An 18,867-nucleotide genomic window follows, 5' to 3' on the forward strand; every position below is an offset into this window, starting at 1 on the left:
GTGAAGAACTGCAATCTGCCAGAATGGTCTTTTCTTTGGTTCCAAAGCCGGCAGAGAAAACTTGCGCAATAATGACCGCAATAATGACAAAGAGTCATCAAGCAGGCAGGGAATGATATCCGAATTCTAAAAGTTAAGAACGAAAAGAAACTGTAAAAACAAAAGAAGAGTTAAATTTTTAAAAAGTCGGAAAAACAGGCGATTTCAGTGCTGCAACAATTGAATTTTACAAGGCGTGTAATTTTCTTCAGAATTGCGTCTTGCAAAAAGCGTTTTTTAAAATGTGGTAGCGAGTCTTAAAACAAGGTTTGGAACTTGAAACCGCTTTTCCGCATGTGTTCATTTTCAGGAAAAATTTTTATCCCGCATTCTTGAATTCGCCTTAATATAAAACAACCGTTTCTTAAAATGAAAGAAACGGTTGTCTTATTGATATTTCAAGGCAAGAAGGGTCAAGCATATCAATGCCGGTATTGCTGAATACGCGTTGTGCGTAAGCCCGCAAGACCATGTTCATCAATCGAGCATTGCCAGGATAAAAACTCTTCCACCGTCAAAGTATAACGTTGGCAAGCTTCATCCAAACTCAGCAGGCCACCTCTGACAGCGGCAACAACTTCGGCTTTGCGACGGATAACCCAGCGCCTTGTATTGCTTGGCGGCAGGTCGGTGATCGTAAGCGGACTCCCATCTGGGCCAATAACGTATTTTACTCGTGTTCTTACTAACTCGGTCATTGTACTCTCTACTCTTATTCAAGGACCTGAAGCGACAATAAACGCCGAGCTTTAAAAAAGAGCTAAACAGGTGGAAACGGAAATTTAACAAATAGCGAGGCGCGAAATTGTGTTTTTTATTTAAAATTGATAAATATCAGTAGGTTAACTAAAAAATGCGGTAATCAAACAAACTTGAACACAAAACGCTACTTTATTTTTTTTTGTTTTTTTATAAACTGGAGAAAACGGGTTTTCATAAATTGCCCCGTTTTAGAGTTTCTTTTTCGAAGCGGCGGTTGTGTTGTGCGTTTCAAAACACAATATAATTTCAACAAGCCGCCAATGGGTTAGAAGGTAAGCTTATGTCTCTCAACAGTCTTGATCTTCCAAAACGTCCTGAAGACACACGCGTGGTCGTTGCCATGTCGGGTGGTGTCGATTCGTCCGTTGTTGCAGGATTGTTGAAAAAAGAAGGCTATGATGTGGTCGGCGTCACCCTTCAACTTTACGATCATGGTGCGGCAACCCATCGCGTTGGCTCTTGCTGTGCCGGTCAGGATATCGAGGATGCGCGCCGTGTTTCGGAAACTTTGGGTATTCCCCATTATGTGTTGGATTATGAGGCCCGTTTCCGTGAAGCCGTCATCAATCCCTTTGCCGATAGCTATGCCCATGGTGAAACACCGATTCCCTGTGTTGCCTGCAACCAGACAGTGAAGTTTGCCGATCTTCTTGTAACGGCGAAAAATCTCGGTGCTGATGCATTGGCAACAGGTCACTATATAAGAAGCCGTCCGAATGGTGCACACCGTGCATTATACCGGCCTGTTGATGCCAATCGTGACCAGAGCTATTTCCTTTTTGCCACAACGCAGGAGCAGATTGATTATCTGCGTTTTCCGCTTGGCAATCTTGCAAAACCCCATGTTCGTGAAATTGCCGCCGAAATGGGTTTGTCTGTTGCTTCCAAGCATGACAGTCAGGATATTTGCTTTGTTCCTCAGGGGCGTTACTCGGATGTGATTGCCAAATTGCGTCCCGAAGCTGCCAATCCGGGTGATATTGTCCATATTGACGGGCGCATTCTTGGTCGCCATGAAGGAATTGTCAATTTTACCATTGGCCAGAGGCGGGGCATCGGTATTGCAACCGGCGAAGCCCTCTATGTTGTCTATCTTGATGCGGAAAATGCGCGCGTCATTGTCGGCCCGAGAGAAGCACTTGAAACCCGCAAATTGTTTTTGCGTGATACCAATTGGCTGGGCGACGAAAATATCGACGAATTTCCGAAGGATGGTATCGTTGTTGCTGCAAAAGTACGCTCCACACGCCCGCCACGTCCAGCAATTTTGAAAGTCGAAGACGGTGTGTTGACGGTTGAACTGCTGGAAGGCGAAACCGGCGTTGCCCCCGGACAAGCTTGTGTTCTTTATGATAATGACAGCAATGACGCACGGGTTCTTGGTGGCGGCTTTATCACCCGTTCCGAACGGGATGCACGTGCCGAGGCAATGCTTAAAAACCTGCTCAATCAAACACGTGAAAACACCGCAGCCTGATAACTCAAGGCGTTTCAAAATAACAGATAAAAAACCGCTGGCAAAACCATTTGCCCACGGCAATATTTTTGCATCTCCAGGCTTAAGGCTCTTTGCATTTGTCATAGCGAAACATATCTGCTTTTCACAATGCAAGTTTTCACCAAGATGTATTGATGCGAGCCTTCCCGACTCTTATCAAGAAAGCATAGTCGATTGTATAGGAAGAAAGCCCGCCGTGTCCGAATAAACTTTGTTATCGGTGTTTACGGAAAACCGTGTGGCGTTGTTCAGGAAAATCTTACCGGCTGTGTCTGAGGAAGGTTTGACGAAAGTTTTCAAGAAAGGTCTTGTTGCTTGTGCTTACGAATGGCTTGTGGACTTTGTTCAGCTTAGCCCGTCCGGCTTGTGTTCAAGAGAAAACCCTATTGGCTATGTTCGAGAAAACCTCGTCGGTTGTGTCTGAAGAAAGCCTTGGCTGTCTCTCGTGATTTTGCCTGAATGTTTCGGGTTATTTTTATTTTTCAGCCGTTGTTGCCGAAAAAAATAGTCGAAGCTGCTTTTTATCTTTTGATGAAGAACAATTGCGTTTCAGGAGTAGAAAAACAATATTTTCCCGAAGCTCTCAATTCAGTTTGTCAAAGTCGGCAAAATGTTCAAGTGCCAATCCTGTTGCTGTAGCAACGTTCAGGCTGTCGAAATCATATGCAATGGGAATGCGTAAGGTCTCGGTATCTTTAAGCACGAATTCAGGAAGGCCTTCACCTTCTGTTCCGAAAACGAGAGCAGTTCTTTTTGCCACTTCCGCATCTTTCAAATAGTTCGGTGCTGATGGCGAAAGCGAGTAGATCCGGAAATCGGCTTTTTCGAGCGCATCCAGAATATGCTTGATATCCTCACCTTGAGTATAGGGCACTTTCAGTGCCGCCCCCACCGACACGCGAATGGCTTTGCGATAAAGCGGATCACAACTTGTTTTATCAATGATAATACCGTCGGCCGCAAAAGCCGCAGCATTGCGGAAGATCGAGCCCATATTATCATGGTTGGAAATGCCGCATAAAACCGGAACCAATGCTTTTTCCGGTAAACTTGCCAGAAATTCATCAAGTGTCGGGGTGCTTATCCGTTCTCCGATGCCAAGAATTCCGCGGTGCACATTGAAGCCTGCAATATCGTCCATAATCTTTTGCGGTACACAATAGATCGGGCAGGTGGGCTTTGTTGCTTCCAATACCGGCATTAACCCCAAAAGCTTGGCTGCGGCAACAAGCAGTGATTGAGCCTGAAAACGGTCCGAACGCAAAAGCACCGAAAGCACAACCTTGCCTTCGGCGATAAAATGATGTTCGCGGCCGACCAGATCCCGTTCGCGAATATCCCGATAAGGGAGCAGCCGCGGGTCATCAACATCGCTGATTGTCGTAATATCCAAACTCATAAAACACACCTATCACCGTTTCTGGTGTTCTGCCAGATGGTGGATAATGTCTTCCCCGGTTATCACACCGATGACACGTCCGTTTTCGGCAACGCCTATGGCGCCGTTTTTGCGGTCGCAAGCACTGATGAGATCAGGTAAACTGGTATCAGGTTTTGCCATGGCTGCAACAGAAATATCGCTATTTTCATAATTATAGGGGCGCATAACCTGTCTTGCCGTCAAGAAGCTTAAAGGATTGATGTGGCGCACAAAGTTGGCCACATGTTCATTGGCTGGCGTGAGCACAATTTCCTGCGCTGTGCCGCATTGTAAGATTCGCCCGTCTTCCATAATAGCAATGCGGTTGCCCATTTTGATGGCTTCATCAAGGTCATGGCTCACAAATACCAAGGTTTTATTGAGCCGCTTTTGCAGTTCCAGAAGCTCGTCCTGTAGATGGTTGCGAATAAGCGGGTCAAGGGCGGAAAACGGCTCGTCCATCAACAGCACCGGTGCACCGGTTGCGAAAGCACGGGCAAGGCCGATTCTTTGTTGCATACCGCCGGAAAGCTCGGTCACCATGCGGTTTGCCCATTCATTCAGTCCGACAAGATCAAGCTGTTCGGCAATAATGGCCTGACGTTGCTTCTTTGGTACTCCCGCCACTTCGAGGCCAAAACCGATATTATCGGCAACTGTACGCCAAGGAAAGAGGCCAAATTGCTGGAACACCATGGAAACAAGGCGGGTGCGCACATAACGCAATTCTTCGCTGGAAGCGGTGGTAACGTTGATTTCGTTTCCGACATCACCAACATAAATATTGCCTTCAACCGGCTTTATCAAACGGTTGATGGTGCGCAGCAAAGTCGATTTTCCCGAACCGGACAATCCCATTAAAACCAGCGTTTCACCCTCGGCAATGTCGAGTGAACATTCATGGACACCAAGCACCGTATTGGTTAAATCCTTGATTTCTGCCCGTGATGCCCCCTGAGCAGCAAGCTCAAGCGCCTGCTTGCGCCGATTGCCAAAAACCACACTCACATGATCGATAATCACTCTGGCCATTAGCGTGCCTTTCCCGGACGGAACAGGCGGTCAAGGACAATGGCCACCACCACAATGACGCAGCCCGCTTCAAAGCCCATGGCAGCATCATGTTGTTGGAGCGCACGGTAAACTTTTACGCCAAGTCCGTTGCCGCCAACAGTTGCTGCAATAACCACCATGGAAAGCGATAGCATAATGGTTTGTGTCATGCCCGCACGTATTTCCGGCATAGCGTGGGGAAATTCGATTTTCCACAATATCTGCCGCCGGTTGGAGCCGAATGCCTTGCCTGCCTCGATCAGCGCTTTCGGCGTCGAAACGATACCCTGTTGGGTTAATCTTATAGGGGCGGGAAGCACAAAGATAATCGTTGCAATCAACCCCGGTACCATGCCGATACGGAAGAAAATGATCGCCGGTATCAGATAGACAAAGGTCGGCAATGTTTGCATGAGGTCGAGAATCGGCTCGATTACACGATAGATTTTTGGTCGGTGGGCACAGGCAATGCCAACGGGAACACCTATTCCCATGCAAAGAATGCACGACCAGAACAACAAGGTTATTGTTTCCATCGTATCAATCCAATAACCCTGATTGATGACGAAAAGAAAGCCTAGTGCTGTGAGCACCACGACGCGCCAGTTTCTCTGGATGGCAAAAGCAAGAACGCATAAAAAACCGATGAGCAACAAAGGATTTGGCCATAGTAACAGCGCCAGTGTTCCTTTAAGAAGGCTATCCAGCCCCAAACGGACAGCCGTAAAAAAGAGCCCGCCATGCTCTTTCAAAAATTCGACGATTGTATTTGCGCCTTTTCCGATAGGAATTTTATAGGAAAAACCCGTGTTCTCGTTTTGTAGTTTTAATGCATTGTCGACAGCTTCGCCTGCATTGCCTCCGTTAAAAGCGGTAACACCCGAAAGCCAGGTTGCAACTTTCTCCCTATTGGCTGAAAGCCATGAACGGGCAGCGTGTTCAGGATCTTCACCACGGTCAAGAACATTATCCATCAACCGGTTTTCCATGTCGACATCGAAAGCAAGATTGCCAAGAAAGCGCGTTACATTCGGGCATTCCCGACTGTAATTGCGGCGGATATTGGTGCCAACTTTGGCATTGCCGAAATTTTTCCCGAAATATTTGTCACCACCGGAAAGATAGGCCATTTTGAAGCGCAAATTCATCGGGTGCGGTTCCCAGCCCAAAAATACGATTGGCCGGTTTTCGTGAATACGCGCCTCTACTTCGGCAAGCATAGCCTGTTCGGAGGTTTCGACAATGTGGAAATCTTTAAGCCCTAAATCTTTGTCATCAAGGAGCGACAGGATAAGCCTGTTACCATCATTTCCGGGTTCAACACCATAAATGGCGTAACCAAGCTCGGGCCCGAACTTCTTGATATCCTCAAAAGTTTTCAAGCCTTTCTCATAGGCAAATTGTGGCACAGCCAAGGTATATTTGGCGCCTTCAAGATTATAGCCTAAAAGTTCGACACTGCCGTCATCCCGATAGGGGGTAAAATCCGGTGTCATGGAAGGATTCCAATAGCCGAGAAAAACGTCGATATCGCCATTGGAAAGCGAGGCATAGGTAACCGGAACCGATAAAATGCGCGTTTCTGTTTCATAACCCAACGCTTCAAGAAGCGTGGTTGCTATGGCTGTTGTAATGGAAATGTCGGTCCATCCGGTATCGGCAAAACGGACCGTTTTACAAGCTTGCGGTTCTGCTGCATGCGAAGGAGCAATTCCTGCCTCTATTGTGAGAAACAGGCTTAAGAAAAAAATCGCTATGTTTTTTAAAATGCCTGACAAAGTTTCGGGCTACTCCATGATTACACATCATCCAGCTTAAGGACGGGGTTAGACTATTTCAACAAAGAATGAAATAAGGTTCACAAGAAAAGCCTTGTATAATGGAATCCTGCCATGCAACTTCCTGCTCAATTAAAAAGTGCGCTCGACGAAATTTTTCAAACGACAAATACGGCCGACCTCGAAAAAGCTTCAAGCCGTCTTACCAAACGTTACCGCGATGAAGTGCGCGACGGGAAAATGCATATTGGTAACAAAAATGCGGCTCTCGGTTATGTTGCTGCGCGTTTTCCGGCAACTTATGCCGCCGTGTTTTCAGCACTCCAACAAGTTCGGGATATTGTTCCATCCTTTTCACCATCAAGCCAGCTTGATGTCGGTGCCGGTCCGGGAACAGCAGTTTTTGCGGCTACAAGACTTTTTCCTGCACTTGAAAATGCAACGCTCATTGAACAAAGCAATGATATTATCGCTATCGGTAAAAAACTGTTTTCAGCGACCCTTGCCCATGACGATAGCAACCCGTCCGAGAAAAAACAGGTGACAACAGATTGGCAGAATATGGATATTTCTTCTGCTTATTTTGAAGATTTCGGCAAAGCGGATCTTGTCACAGCAAGTTACGTGCTGGATGAACTTTCTGAAAAAATACAGGACCGCCTTGTTGATGGCCTATGGAACAAGACCGGAGACATACTTTTCCTCGTTGAACCGGGTACGCCTGCCGGTTTTCAAAGATTGATCCGCCAACGTGACAGGCTAATTGAAAAAGGCGCCCATATTGTTGCACCTTGCCCGCATGAATTGGCTTGTCCGGTCGTGCCTCCTGACTGGTGCCATTTTTCGGTAAGAGTCGAACGCTCGCGCACCCACCGGCTTGCCAAACAGGCGATTGTTCCGTTTGAAGACGAAAAATTCTGTTATCTTGCTTGCGCTCATGAAAAGCCAGATGTGCAATATTGTCGCATCCTTTCGCGTCCGCTACGCTCGAGCGGCAAAATAAGCTGCTACCTTTGCACCCCTGCGGGGCAAAAGGAAGCCGTCACTTCCACGCGCAAAGACAAAAAAAATTATTCTGTGATGCGGCGTTCGGATTGGGGCGACAGCCTAAAAATCTAAAACCTAAGGTTGTAGAATTTTGTTGACTATTATAAACCCTCACCTATATTCGTGGTTGCCGCACAACAGAACTTCGGTTCTTGCAGTGCAGGCGACAGGTGTCTAGGTCCCCCGCTATTTCCTACACCTGTGCCCCCTTTCTTAAGAGGGGGAGAAAAGTCCGGGTTCCCAATGCCCGGACTTTTCTTTATCTTTCAATATTTTAAACAATTTGATCTATTGTTCTGATATCGAGTATATCCAAGTTTTGAAAACTTCAGAATTTACGCTTTTCAAGTGTTTTAGTGGAATCATAAAAACGAATCGAATTTTTATAGTCTTGATAAATCCATAAAAATTTCAAGATTGGATGCTCAGCTCAATAAAAGTCGTCGTTAAACATTAAAATTTTTTTTAAGAATTATTTTTACCAAAAAATCGAAGTAAGAATTTTTATTTACTAAAACTCTATTTGAATATAATAAGGGGCATAAAACAACGAGGGTAGTTCGGAAAGTGGTGTTTGATGTGTTTGTCGGGTAAGTCAAGGACGTATCAAAGCAAGTCGTCGGGTTATGCGGTTTTGGAAAAAACAGTCCGGTTTTTCGTTTCATTTATGACAAATAGGTTGGAGCACCACGAAAATTGCCATGCCCGTTTCGGTTGCAGAAAAGAATAAGCGTTTTTCATCATAATGTTTTCTGTTGCCTTGATATGACGGACAGGTTAAAAGAATTCTTATGAACAATAAACGCACATTCATGATCTGGTGGTGGGGTTGCTTCTAGCGGCCCTGATTGCTTGTGCGTAAAATTCAAGACGAGGTCGCGACGGAAAAACCGGGCGGCCTTTTTTATATACTCCGTTCCGGTGGTGACCTTAAAAACAGAGCGGAGTTTAAAAATGGATAAAAACATGGTTGGTGGAAAAACTTTTGAATATCTCACGAAAGGGGACATAAAGGTTCGCCGTTCGTGCAAGGATATTGCCTATGAGGGTGCAATCGACAAAATGGTTGAAGCACTTGATAGCCGCCGCGGGGCCATTTTTTCTTCAAACTATGAATATCCGGGGCGCTATACGCGGTGGGATTCGGGCATTATCGACCCACCAATTGCTATTACGTCGCGCGGGCGGGTTATGAAAATCGAGGCGCTGAACGAGCGCGGCAAAGTCATTCTTGATATGATCGAGCCGCGCCTCGAGATTCTTGACGCGGTGGAAGCAACCGAACGCACTGGCAACAAATTGACACTTACGGTCAAAAAATCGGGGCGCGTCTTCAACGAGGAAGAACGTTCCCGTATGCCGTCGGTTTTTTCTCTTTTGCGGGCAATTTGCGATATTTTTCATTCAACGGAAGATCAGAGCCTCGGGCTTTACGGAGCCTTCGGTTATGACCTTGCGTTCCAGTTCGAACCCATCGAATTTAAAATCAAACGGCCTGAAGATCAGCGCGATCTGGTGCTTTACCTGCCTGATTCCATTCTCATTGTTGACCATTATTCGGCGCGCGCATGGATAGAGAATTACGATTTTTCTTTTTCCGATATGTCGACTGCAGGTTTAAGCCGCAAAACTGTTGAACAACCATTCAAAGCGGCAAACACCATTCCGCAAAAAGGCGATCACAAAAAGGGCGAATATGCCGCTTTGGTCAGAGAAGCCAAGGAAAGTTTCAAGCGCGGCGATCTTTTTGAAGTGGTACCGGGGCAGACATTTTACGAGCCATGTCCGGCAAGTCCTTCGGCAATCAGCAAAAGGCTGAAACTCACCAATCCTTCGCCCTATTCGTTTTTTATCAATCTGGGGCAGGAAGAATATCTCGTCGGTGCTTCGCCTGAAATGTATGTTCGCGTGACCGGAAGGCGGGTTGAAACCTGCCCGATTTCCGGAACAATCAAACGCGGGCAGGATGCCATTGCCGATTCCGAGCAAATTTTGACATTGCTCAATTCCAAAAAGGATGAATCGGAATTGACTATGTGCTCGGATGTTGACCGCAATGATAAAAGCCGGGTCTGTGAACCGGGCTCGGTCAGGGTCATCGGGCGTCGGCAAATTGAAATGTATTCGCGCCTTATTCACACGGTTGATCATATTGAGGGACGCTTGCGGAATGGCCTTGATGCATTCGATGCTTTTCTGTCGCATGCATGGGCAGTGACTGTGACCGGTGCACCGAAATTGTGGGCAATGCGTTTTATCGAAAATCATGAAAAAAGTGCGCGCGCATGGTATGCCGGCGCTATCGGTATGATCTTCTTTAATGGCGACATGAATACGGGGCTAACACTTCGCACTGTGCGCATCAAGGATGGCGTGGCATCGGTAAGAGCAGGCGCAACTTTACTTTACGATTCCAATCCGGAAGACGAAGAAAAAGAGACAGAATTGAAAGCGTCTGCCATGATTGCTGCTATTCGTGACAGCGCCAAACCGTTACCGAAAGCCGTAAGGCAGGAAAAAGAAAAGCCAGGTACTGGTGTCAATATTCTGCTTGTCGACCATGAGGATTCATTTGTGCATACGCTTGCCAATTATTTCCGCGAGACAGGCGCGAAAGTGACAACGGTGAGAAGCCCTGTCGATGACAAAGTGTTTGAAACGGTCAATCCCGATCTCGTTGTTTTGTCACCGGGACCGGGAACGCCAAAAGATTTCCACTGCGAAGACACAATCAATAAAGCAAGGGCGCGTAAAATTCCGATTTTCGGAGTTTGTCTGGGACTGCAAGCTTTGACAGAAGCGTTCGGTGGAAGCCTTCGTGTTCTTGATAAACCGATGCATGGCAAACCCTCGCGCATCCATATCATTGGCAAAAGCTTGTTGTTCAAGGATATGCCAAAAGAAATAACGGTTGGACGCTATCATTCGATTTTTGCCGACCCGAGCCGTTTGCCTGCCGAATTCGATGTGACAGCAGAAACCGCTGATGGTGTTATTATGGCAATCGAACACAAAAGCCTGCCGATTGCGGCTGTCCAGTTCCATCCTGAATCAATCATGAGTCTTGGTGGCAATGTCGGTATGGCAATCATTGAAAATGTCGTTTCAAAATTGGTCAGGAAAGCATGGCGATGACAGATGCGGATTCAAGGCTGAAACAATTGGCAATATGGTCTATCCCTGTTGCCATTGTTGTTTTTGCACTCAAATATTTCGCGTATTATGTAACCGGTTCTGTAGCTCTCTATTCGGATGCACTGGAATCGATTGTCAATGTCATTGCGGCAATCGCCGCTTACATCGCTATTATCATCAGCATGAAACCGGCCGATAATGATCACCCGTTCGGCCACACCAAGGCAGAATATTTTTCGGCAATTCTTGAAGGTGCGATGATTTTTGTCGCGGCCATCATGATCTTGCGTGAATCATGGCCTTTACTGACGTCCAGCCATTTGCCGGAACAACCCGGATATGGGCTGGCGATCAACCTTGCAGCGAGTGCCATCAATGCAATCTGGGCTTTTATTCTGATAAAGCAGGGTAAGATTTCGCATTCTCCGGCATTGAAAGCCGACGGTATGCATTTGATGACCGATGTTTTTACTTCTTTCGGCGTGCTTGCAGGCCTTCTTGCGGCGATTCTGACAGGGTGGGCCATTCTTGATCCGGTGCTTGCCATTATTGTGGCCTTGAATATTCTCTGGCAAGGGTGGAAAGTCATCAACAATTCGGTACAAGGGCTGATGGATGTCGGCGTCGAGCTTGAAGAGACGATGCGCATCAGAGACACTATTTCAAGCCATGCGGCCGGTGCCATCGAAGCGCATGATTTGCGCACACGTGTGGCCGGTCAGGTCACCTTTATAGAATTTCATCTGGTGGTTCCTTCCAAAATGACGGTGGGAGATGCCCACGATATATGCAACAGAATCGAAGATGCTCTTAAAAAAGAAGTCGAAAACGCACGTATCGTTATTCACATCGAGCCGGAAGAGGAGGCAAAACTGCCAAAGGGGACGACTGCCGTTCCCATTGCATGAGGAGCATTATGTTAAAAATCAGAAATTTGAAAGAAACTGTTTTGTCCGATCATTGGACAAAACTGACAGCCGTTTCCTATGAGCAGCAGGATGCGGATGGCACGTGGAAAACGCTAAAGCGCGAAACCTATCATAATCGTAATGGCGCTGCGGTTCTGCCCTATGACGCGGAAAGAAAAACTGTGCTTTTTGTCAAGCAGTTTCGTGCGCCTGTCTTCCTTGCAACAGGTGCCATGTATGTTCTGGAAGCCTGCGCCGGTCACATTGAAAAAGACGAGTCGGCCGATGACACCATGCTGCGCGAGGCAAAAGAGGAATTAGGCTACCAAATCCACAATCTCGAACTTGTTTTCAAAGGCTTTACAACTCCGGGGTTTTCAACCGAACAGCTTTGGCTTTACCTTGCGCGTTACCGCCCGCAGGATCACCATTTTGCTGGCGGCGGGCTTGTTCAGGAAGGCGAAAATCTCGAAATTGTCGAAATGTCCGTTGAAGAGGCAATAAAGCTTAACGACAAAGGACAGATCAACGACATGAAAACAGCTCTGCTTATAAACCTGCTGCGCCACCGCTTGAAACTTTGATCGGTCACAAGGCTTTTCGAGCCTTAAAGGAAGGGGGACGAGGCTATTCAATAAGGTCAATTGCTCGTCTTTGAAGCCGCGTGGGCACAACTTTTCAATAAGAGCCGACAAAGCCTTGATTGCCACAAGCGGGATATCAAGAAAAGTGTAATCATCCGGATAAGGGTAATAAAGGTTATCAGGGCTTTGAACCAGCGTCGGCATGACTGTCGTCTAGCGCCACGCTTATGAATACGAACCTTGATTGCCAAAATCTTGCCATCCTGACAAGGGTAACGAACCTTTTAAGACAAGGGTTACCAAGGCTCTTGATGAAGAGCATGTGCGTGTTTTATAAAACGGGTTGCGCTTGAAAAAAAGCTATGTCATATTTTCGACCATGGAAAAGTTTGATTCACAAAAGCTGTTTGATTTTTGCCGCGTCACGGATGCGGGCTTTTGTGCTTTGCCATCAAACTTGCTTCTTCTCGGGCTTATGAGCGACTGCCGGGGCCGGTGAGGGGCGCCCGGCGGTCGTTTCCCGCCGGCGTAAATGCTCCTCTTCAACAATCATCATTTTAAAATATCAACCGGTAACCGGTATTTCAGACGAGCATAAACCATGAGTATTTCACCAGAATTTTCACAAAAAGGCATGCCGACAGCATCGCAAAAATATCAACCTTACCCGCAAGTTTCATTGAAAGACCGCACGTGGCCTGACAAGCGTATTGAAAAGGCACCAATCTGGTGTTCGGTGGATCTGCGCGATGGCAATCAGGCTTTGATTGACCCGATGGGGCAGGACCGCAAGGAGCGTATGTTCCGCATGCTTCTTGAAATGGGCTTTCCGGAAATCGAGATAGGTTTTCCATCAGCCTCGCAAACCGATTTCGACTTTGCGCGCTGGTGTATCGAACAAGGCAATGTTCCGGAAAATGTAAGTTTGCAGGTGCTGGTGCAATGTCGTCCGGAATTGATTACCCGTACATTCGAAGCATTGGAGGGCGCCAATCATCCTATTGTGCATTTTTATAATTCGACAAGCGAATTACAGCGGAGGGTGGTGTTTGGCAAAGATGTTGCCGGTATCAAGAAAATAGCAACCGATGCGGCAAAAATGGTCATGGATATGGCTTCAAAAGCCGGCAAACATTACCGTTTTGAATATTCGCCGGAAAGTTTCACCGGTACCGAACTCGAAGTTGCGCTGGAAATTTCGAATGCAGTGATCGAAATTGTCAATCCGACGCCTGACAACAAAATGATTTTGAACCTGCCTTCGACAGTGGAAATGTCCACTCCCAATATCTATGCCGACGAGATCGAATGGATGGGGCGCAATATTGATCGCCGTGACAGTGTTCTGATTTCCTTGCACCCGCATAATGACCGCGGTTGTGGCATTGCGGCCACCGAATTGGGCCTGCTTGCCGGTGCCGACCGCGTGGAAGGCACACTGTTCGGCAATGGTGAACGCACAGGTAATGTTGATGTTGTCGCTCTTGCGTTGAATATGTTTACGCAAGGTGTCGACCCTGAACTTGATTGCTCGAATATAGAAAAGATCAAGGAAGTTTACGAATATTGCAACCAGCTCAAAATTCCGGAACGCCACCCCTATGTCGGTGAATTGGTTTATACCGCTTTTTCGGGTTCGCATCAGGATGCGATCAATAAAGGCATGAAGGCAATGAAAAAGTCGAACAAGACTTTGTGGGAAGTGCCTTATCTGCCGATTGATCCGCAAGATGTCGGCAGAAGTTATGAAGCCATTATCCGCATCAATTCGCAGTCGGGTAAAGGTGGCATCGCCTATATTCTGCAATCCGATTACGGTCTTAATCTGCCACGCGCCTTGCAAATCGAATTTCGTGATGTCATCCAGCACATCACCGATAAAGAAGGTAAGGAACTGCCTTCCAAGCGGATTTATGACGAGTTTGTCAAAACTTATGTCAAACAGAATAATGGGCGCTTCGGCTTTGTCGACTATAAAACCAAAGCAGATCCGAAGGAAAAAGGACGCATTAATGTGACGGCAACGATTACCGATCATGGAAAAGAACAAACCATTAAAGGAACGGGTACCGGTCTGGTTGATGGCTTTATCGACGCTTTTTCCAAATATCTGAACGAAAAACTTTCGGTTGTCGATTATTCGGAACATTCATTGCAACGTGGTTCGGATGCCAAAGCCATTTGCTATATGGAAATAGCCTATCCGGAAGGCAAAATCTTCGGTGTTGCCATTGATGAAAACATCGCAACCGCATCGCTTGATGCCATTGTTTCGGCAGTAAACCGGTTGGAACGCTGAGCCTTTTAACAAAGTTGAAGATTTTTAAAAAACCTTCAACGCGAATTGTTGAAAATTTAAAAATCGGGTGAGGTGGGAAACACCAAGCCCGATTTTTTATGTCAACAAACCTTATAATTCATGTCTTTCGGAGAAGCGCTTAGCAGAAAAATGAAACGCTGATATTTTTACCTTCGCTTTAAAAAAGCGGGATATTTTCAGTGCAGTTGATTTCGTTTTCGCTGTTTACCACCGTATAACGCTCAAGCCCGCAATGCCAACTCTCGCAGTCACCGTCGATCGTAAACCAGTTGTAATTTGCTGGTGGCTTTTTGCCTCCGAAAGCTTGCGAGGCAGAAGCAACGCCAACCACCGGCACATCACGGTCTTTACCATCTATATGTTCAAGAGACGGAACATGGGTATGACCGTGAAGAATAAGCTCGGCACCATGTTGCTTGATGACGCGCTGGAAACGTTCAATACCCCATAATTTTTTATACCAATAGGTTGCATTCTTGTATGGCGGATGATGAATCATCACCAATCTGAAAAGATTGCGTTCCTTGGCTTCGCGTAAAAGGTCGGACAGATGATAGGCTTGCGCGCTGTCGAAACGGCCGGTAGCAAAAAAAGGTGGCGTGGCGATTGCCGAAGAAACAGCAATAATGGCAACTTGACCGCGAATGCGCATATAGGGAAAAACAGCATTCCAAGCATGCGCTTCTTCGCTCGTAATCCAGGGGCGGAAAGTTTTGCAAGCTTTTTTGAATGCACCCCCGACATAGGCATCGTGATTGCCGAATGTAAGCGAGATATCGCTTGCAGGACCTTGCGCTACAAGCCAATCTGTTGCCGCAGCAAATTCCCGTGGCAAAGAAAGATTGACAAGATCACCCGAAATAACAAGATGGTCGGCTTGCTTCTGTTTGAGACTTTCCATCAAAGCATCAAGCGTTTGCCTTCCCATTTCACCGGTGCGGTTTTTCTTCCAGTTTATATAACCGGTTAAACGCTTGCCCATGAGCTCGTAGAGACGAGGGGTAGGTAGCGGCGACAAATGAATGTCGGATATATGAGCCAACTGAAACATCCCACAGAACATAGCGAGACAATAAAAATAGGCAACAAAAAAACAAAAGAGCTTGAAAAACAAAAGGATAGGAAGGGAAAAATGGCAAATTTATTGTAAAGTTTTGTAAAAAAACGGGAAAAATACCAAAAAAGAGCCAAGTTTTTCGACTGTCAAGAAATCACGATACCATTCGGATGGATGAAACAATCAAAGGTGAAGGGTAAACCGGTGAAAGCAATGGGTGGGAAACATATCCTACAAAACAAAACGGGTTGCCAAAACTGGCTCAAGCATTTTCCTGAAAACTTGACCCAAGCGAAGAGGCACAAGGGGCACGCCCAAGCGAAGGGGGGTGCCCAAGTGTTTTTGCAAGCACCGGATAAAGCGCATTGGAGCACGCTTTTATGCAAATACATGCATTCGCGACCATAAAGCAAGGTCATCATTCTGTGCCTGACACAAGAAGATAAGTGGTTAAAATCAGCTTTAGTCGGTTGATGAGGTCAATGACCGACTGGACTTCAGGAAATGAAGCAATCTTCCTATTCAATCTGCGGATCGAGCATCGCGACACAGCCGACCAAACAAAGATAGAGGCGACTTATAACATGAAACGGCAAGGTTTATCAGGAAGAGGGGAACGTTGGGCAACAACCGACGCCAAGCGGGGTAGCGAAGGAAAATAGGAGCCTAAACGTTGCTTTTACACCAAGTAACGCTTCGCTTTCCGATTATCAATGCACATGACGGAGCAGATAAAGGGGCAACCTATCGGAGAAGAGTGCGTAAATTTATGCCATATAGTGTCGCCATTCTACACGGATAAAAGCTGCTTTATCGAGATGGAAAAAGCAATTGGCTAAAACCGGAATGTGATTCACCTCTAATCCCGCTCAAGGCTGATTAGGCATTCAAAAGGTAACAAAAAAAGATCAGACAACACTAGAGAACAGACAACGCCAGAACAGGCGAAAATCGAAAGGGCAATAATCGAACAAGCAACAAAAGGCTCGGGCACCAAAGGTTCAAGTAACAAAAAAGGACGCTAAAAAGCGTCCTTTTTTTGTGAAAAGTAAACCAAGCCCCCTCAATTTACTTTTTCAAGCCCCCGCCTTTATTAGAAGCGATAGGTTACACCAGCGCCGATCAGCCACGGATCAAGCTTTGCTTTACCGCTGATGTGCTCATCCATACCCAAAGCGGCAGAAGTTGCATTGTTCAGCTTGGCATCGAAATCCGGACGGAGGTAGAGTTTCTTGACATCAAAGTTGAAGCCCCAGTGTTGGTCGAGCATGTAGTCGAAACCAACTTGAAGAGCGCCACCCCATGTATTGTCGATGTCGAGGTCTTTCAAACCAACGCCAGCGGAGTTGTGGTCAGCGTCCTGATTGTAGAAGATTGTGTAGTTAACACCGGCACCAACATACGGCTTGAATGCGCCGAAGTTTGTGAAGTGGTATTGAACAGTAAGTGTCGGAGGCAAGAGCCATGTTTTACCAAGCTTGCCGGCACCTGCTGCATGCAACGAACCTTTACCATCGATTGACGAATAGGTTGTGCCCAAAATCAATTCGGCAGCGATGTTGTTGGTGAAATAGTAGGTGATGTCGAGTTCAGGAATGACAGTGCTCGAGAAATCCATTTCAGAGCCAGGGATCTGGTGAACACGGCCTTTGTCACGCGGAACAACGCCAAGAGCGCGAACGCGGATCTGCCATGGGCTTTGGGCTTCCTGAACAACAGGCTTGGCACTCTGAACATCGGCAGCCGAAGCTGAACCTGAGAAGCTGAGTGCTGCAGCGATCGCAACGATACTGCTACCGATCAATTTCTTCATATTTACGTCTCCTAAATCAATAAGTGGTGCGTTATTCACATCAGTAGTTGGATTACTTTCAAAACCATTTAAGCCGAAATATCCATTGATTTGAATCAAACAATCGCCTTTTTGCCGCTTTATCGCCTTGTTTGAAGGCCCACTGTATCATTATTGCAACAAAAACCGCTACCTGTGGAAAAACAACGGCGAAAACCGCGGTTCATTTTAAGTCATTATTAACCAAGTCGAATCAACGCCAAGTTATAAAACCGGTTTTTAAAAGAATTTTTCTGTTCCAACTTTGAACAAATGTGACAGTTTAAAAATATATCATTGTGTTCGAGCGGGGAACCGACACGCAATACCCACAATAAAACGAATTTTTTTACTTTTTCTCCTCTTTCAATAATTTTATTGTTGCATATTTTGCTTCACTTCTTTCAATTGGATCGGGCTTAAGATGTCAATTTTCAAAAGACGTCAAAGAAGCTGACGATAACACAACTGCCCGAACGGGCTTCATAAAAACAGGTTGAAATTTATGTTTTTTCCGGTTCAACGACGATGAACAAGTTTTGATTTCTGCTTCTCGCCCTATTGATTTTGTTCGCGTTTTTTTGCCGGTAACAAAAATGGAAAAACATTCAAACGTTTGCACAGTTTCATCCTCGTCCCCGATGTCTCGAAATGATATTACGATCATTTCCGAGACTCCGGATTATCAGGACATTATCGAAACTATGAATAGCGAGGCTTTCGGCCCTGCCCGTTTTACGCGTGCTGCCCATCTTATTCGTGAGGAAGGGGGGCACGACATGGCTCTTTCGTTCATTGCACTCATAAATAGTAAACTTGTCGGAACAATCCGCATGACGCCGATTGCAGTGGGAGAGATTGATGCCTATCTTCTGGGGCCAATTGTTGTTTCACCGAAATTCAGAAGTCTCGGGCTCGGAAGCCTGCTCATGAACCACACAATAGAGCAGACTAGAAAAGCGGGTGTGCCATTTATTCTGCTTGTAGGGGATGAGCCCTATTACCGCCGTTTCGGTTTTTCCAAAGTGTCGGCTGCCGATTTTGTTATGCCTCGTCCGGTCAATCCTGAACGTTTATTGGCTCTTGAACTCGTTGATGGAACAATTGCCGGTGTAAAAGGTCTTGTATGTCATAAAAGTCAGGCAAAGCGGAAAGGCTGATATTTTTAAGGCACGAAGAAATCCTAAGTTACGTTTTGTATGACCTTGCAAGAAAAGTTTTCTTGGTGTCGACTATTTTGACCTTGATTAAAAGAGCAAATTTTCGAGAGATATTGCTTTCATTTGATCGTTAGAAAAAGGCATTATTTGCAACTATAACGCGTGCTTATTCAAAAAGCATAAGAGCAATTTTTAATTGTCTTGGCCTTCAAGACCATGGGGTGTGTTTTAAAAATCATTGTTTCAAGTTTTATCAGGCTGAGGAGAGAAGGCGG

At 46.2% G+C, this 18,867-nt stretch carries 14 protein-coding genes and 1 pseudogene; 8 read left to right on the forward strand and 7 right to left on the reverse strand.

The genetic code is table 11. The annotated features are described in order from the left end of the window. Window positions 1–461 precede the first annotated feature (461 nt). On the reverse strand, window positions 462–737 hold the full coding sequence (sciP, locus tag PEB0122_RS07870) for a CtrA inhibitor SciP (RefSeq protein ID WP_075868936.1): 276 nt from the start codon (window positions 735–737) through the stop codon (window positions 462–464). A 344-nt stretch (window positions 738–1,081) separates the two neighbouring features. Here sciP and mnmA point away from each other — a divergent pair, with 344 nt between their 5' ends. Further along, window positions 1,082–2,278 carry a tRNA 2-thiouridine(34) synthase MnmA gene (mnmA, locus tag PEB0122_RS07875; RefSeq protein ID WP_075914122.1) on the forward strand — a complete coding sequence of 399 codons (1,197 nt, stop codon included), beginning with the start codon at window positions 1,082–1,084 and terminating at the stop codon, window positions 2,276–2,278. A 604-nt stretch (window positions 2,279–2,882) separates the two neighbouring features. Here the strand turns inward: mnmA and PEB0122_RS07885 are convergent. The 4 genes and pseudogenes from PEB0122_RS07885 to choX form a co-directional block, all read right to left on the reverse strand. Beyond that, the gene (locus PEB0122_RS07885) at window positions 2,883–3,698 is read right to left on the reverse strand and encodes a TrmH family RNA methyltransferase (RefSeq protein ID WP_075868933.1); all 816 of its coding nucleotides are present in this window, start codon (window positions 3,696–3,698) and stop codon (window positions 2,883–2,885) included. 12 nt (window positions 3,699–3,710) lie between these two features. Next, window positions 3,711–4,751, reverse strand: a complete 1,041-nt coding sequence (locus PEB0122_RS07890) for a quaternary amine ABC transporter ATP-binding protein (protein WP_075868932.1) — start codon at window positions 4,749–4,751, stop codon at window positions 3,711–3,713. Beyond that, window positions 4,751–5,563 (reverse strand): choline ABC transporter permease subunit, encoded by an 813-nt coding sequence (choW, locus tag PEB0122_RS11890; protein ID WP_225867838.1) that lies wholly within the window; start codon window positions 5,561–5,563, stop codon window positions 4,751–4,753. Before choW ends, PEB0122_RS07890 begins: the two co-directional genes overlap by 1 nt. 51 nt (window positions 5,564–5,614) lie before the next feature. After that, window positions 5,615–6,550, reverse strand: a pseudogene (gene choX, locus PEB0122_RS11895) (choline ABC transporter substrate-binding protein); the annotation flags it as partial. Window positions 6,551–6,664: 114 nt separating this feature from the next. Between choX and PEB0122_RS07900 the strand changes: the two are divergent. From PEB0122_RS07900 to leuA, 5 genes are all read left to right on the forward strand, one after another. Then, window positions 6,665–7,669, forward strand: a complete 1,005-nt coding sequence (locus PEB0122_RS07900; RefSeq protein ID WP_075916583.1) for a small ribosomal subunit Rsm22 family protein — start codon at window positions 6,665–6,667, stop codon at window positions 7,667–7,669. An 882-nt stretch (window positions 7,670–8,551) separates the two neighbouring features. Next, the gene (locus PEB0122_RS07905; protein WP_075916585.1) at window positions 8,552–10,732 is read left to right on the forward strand and encodes an anthranilate synthase; all 2,181 of its coding nucleotides are present in this window, start codon (window positions 8,552–8,554) and stop codon (window positions 10,730–10,732) included. Then, window positions 10,729–11,640, forward strand: a complete 912-nt coding sequence (locus tag PEB0122_RS07910; RefSeq protein ID WP_075914303.1) for a cation diffusion facilitator family transporter — start codon at window positions 10,729–10,731, stop codon at window positions 11,638–11,640. Before PEB0122_RS07905 ends, PEB0122_RS07910 begins: the two co-directional genes overlap by 4 nt. Before the next feature lie 8 nt (window positions 11,641–11,648). Further along, on the forward strand, window positions 11,649–12,224 hold the full coding sequence (locus tag PEB0122_RS07915; protein WP_083650286.1) for an NUDIX domain-containing protein: 576 nt from the start codon (window positions 11,649–11,651) through the stop codon (window positions 12,222–12,224). Window positions 12,225–12,825: 601 nt separating this feature from the next. After that, entirely contained in the window at window positions 12,826–14,523 is a 1,698-nt protein-coding gene (gene leuA, locus PEB0122_RS07920) for a 2-isopropylmalate synthase (RefSeq protein ID WP_075916587.1), read from the forward strand. Window positions 14,524–14,701: 178 nt separating this feature from the next. On the opposite strand, the gene PEB0122_RS07925 is transcribed toward leuA, so the two are convergent. Further along, window positions 14,702–15,607, reverse strand: coding sequence for a metallophosphoesterase family protein (locus PEB0122_RS07925; RefSeq protein ID WP_075916589.1), 906 nt, complete (start codon window positions 15,605–15,607; stop codon window positions 14,702–14,704). 476 nt (window positions 15,608–16,083) lie between these two features. Here PEB0122_RS07925 and PEB0122_RS07935 point away from each other — a divergent pair, with 476 nt between their 5' ends. Beyond that, window positions 16,084–16,263, forward strand: coding sequence for a hypothetical protein (locus tag PEB0122_RS07935; protein ID WP_075916593.1), 180 nt, complete (start codon window positions 16,084–16,086; stop codon window positions 16,261–16,263). A 431-nt stretch (window positions 16,264–16,694) separates the two neighbouring features. Here PEB0122_RS07935 and PEB0122_RS07940 read toward each other — a convergent pair whose 3' ends face one another. Further along, window positions 16,695–17,414, reverse strand: coding sequence for an OmpW/AlkL family protein (locus tag PEB0122_RS07940; protein WP_075916595.1), 720 nt, complete (start codon window positions 17,412–17,414; stop codon window positions 16,695–16,697). Between the two features lie 614 nt (window positions 17,415–18,028). Here PEB0122_RS07940 and PEB0122_RS07945 point away from each other — a divergent pair. Then, window positions 18,029–18,592: a GNAT family N-acetyltransferase gene (locus PEB0122_RS07945; protein WP_225867831.1), complete on the forward strand. Its 564-nt coding sequence runs from the start codon at window positions 18,029–18,031 to the stop codon at window positions 18,590–18,592. The last annotated feature ends 275 nt before the right edge of the window (window positions 18,593–18,867 follow it).

The organism is Ditibartonella apis (assembly GCF_001952075.1).
Lineage (GTDB): Bacteria > Pseudomonadota > Alphaproteobacteria > Rhizobiales > Rhizobiaceae > Bartonella > Bartonella apis.

What these genes read in the sequence shown, in the direction of transcription:
- sciP (WP_075868936.1), bottom strand. Translation starts at nt 737, where the DNA reads ATGACCGAGTTAGTAAGAACACGAGTAAAATACGTTATTGGCCCAGAT.
- mnmA (WP_075914122.1), top strand. Translation starts at nt 1,082, where the DNA reads ATGTCTCTCAACAGTCTTGATCTTCCAAAACGTCCTGAAGACACACGC.
- PEB0122_RS07885 (WP_075868933.1), bottom strand. Translation starts at nt 3,698, where the DNA reads ATGAGTTTGGATATTACGACAATCAGCGATGTTGATGACCCGCGGCTG.
- PEB0122_RS07890 (WP_075868932.1), bottom strand. Translation starts at nt 4,751, where the DNA reads ATGGCCAGAGTGATTATCGATCATGTGAGTGTGGTTTTTGGCAATCGG.
- PEB0122_RS07900 (WP_075916583.1), top strand. Translation starts at nt 6,665, where the DNA reads ATGCAACTTCCTGCTCAATTAAAAAGTGCGCTCGACGAAATTTTTCAA.
- PEB0122_RS07905 (WP_075916585.1), top strand. Translation starts at nt 8,552, where the DNA reads ATGGATAAAAACATGGTTGGTGGAAAAACTTTTGAATATCTCACGAAA.
- PEB0122_RS07910 (WP_075914303.1), top strand. Translation starts at nt 10,729, where the DNA reads ATGACAGATGCGGATTCAAGGCTGAAACAATTGGCAATATGGTCTATC.
- PEB0122_RS07915 (WP_083650286.1), top strand. Translation starts at nt 11,649, where the DNA reads ATGTTAAAAATCAGAAATTTGAAAGAAACTGTTTTGTCCGATCATTGG.
- leuA (WP_075916587.1), top strand. Translation starts at nt 12,826, where the DNA reads ATGAGTATTTCACCAGAATTTTCACAAAAAGGCATGCCGACAGCATCG.
- PEB0122_RS07925 (WP_075916589.1), bottom strand. Translation starts at nt 15,607, where the DNA reads ATGTTCTGTGGGATGTTTCAGTTGGCTCATATATCCGACATTCATTTG.
- PEB0122_RS07935 (WP_075916593.1), top strand. Translation starts at nt 16,084, where the DNA reads ATGACCGACTGGACTTCAGGAAATGAAGCAATCTTCCTATTCAATCTG.
- PEB0122_RS07940 (WP_075916595.1), bottom strand. Translation starts at nt 17,414, where the DNA reads ATGAAGAAATTGATCGGTAGCAGTATCGTTGCGATCGCTGCAGCACTC.
- PEB0122_RS07945 (WP_225867831.1), top strand. Translation starts at nt 18,029, where the DNA reads ATGGAAAAACATTCAAACGTTTGCACAGTTTCATCCTCGTCCCCGATG.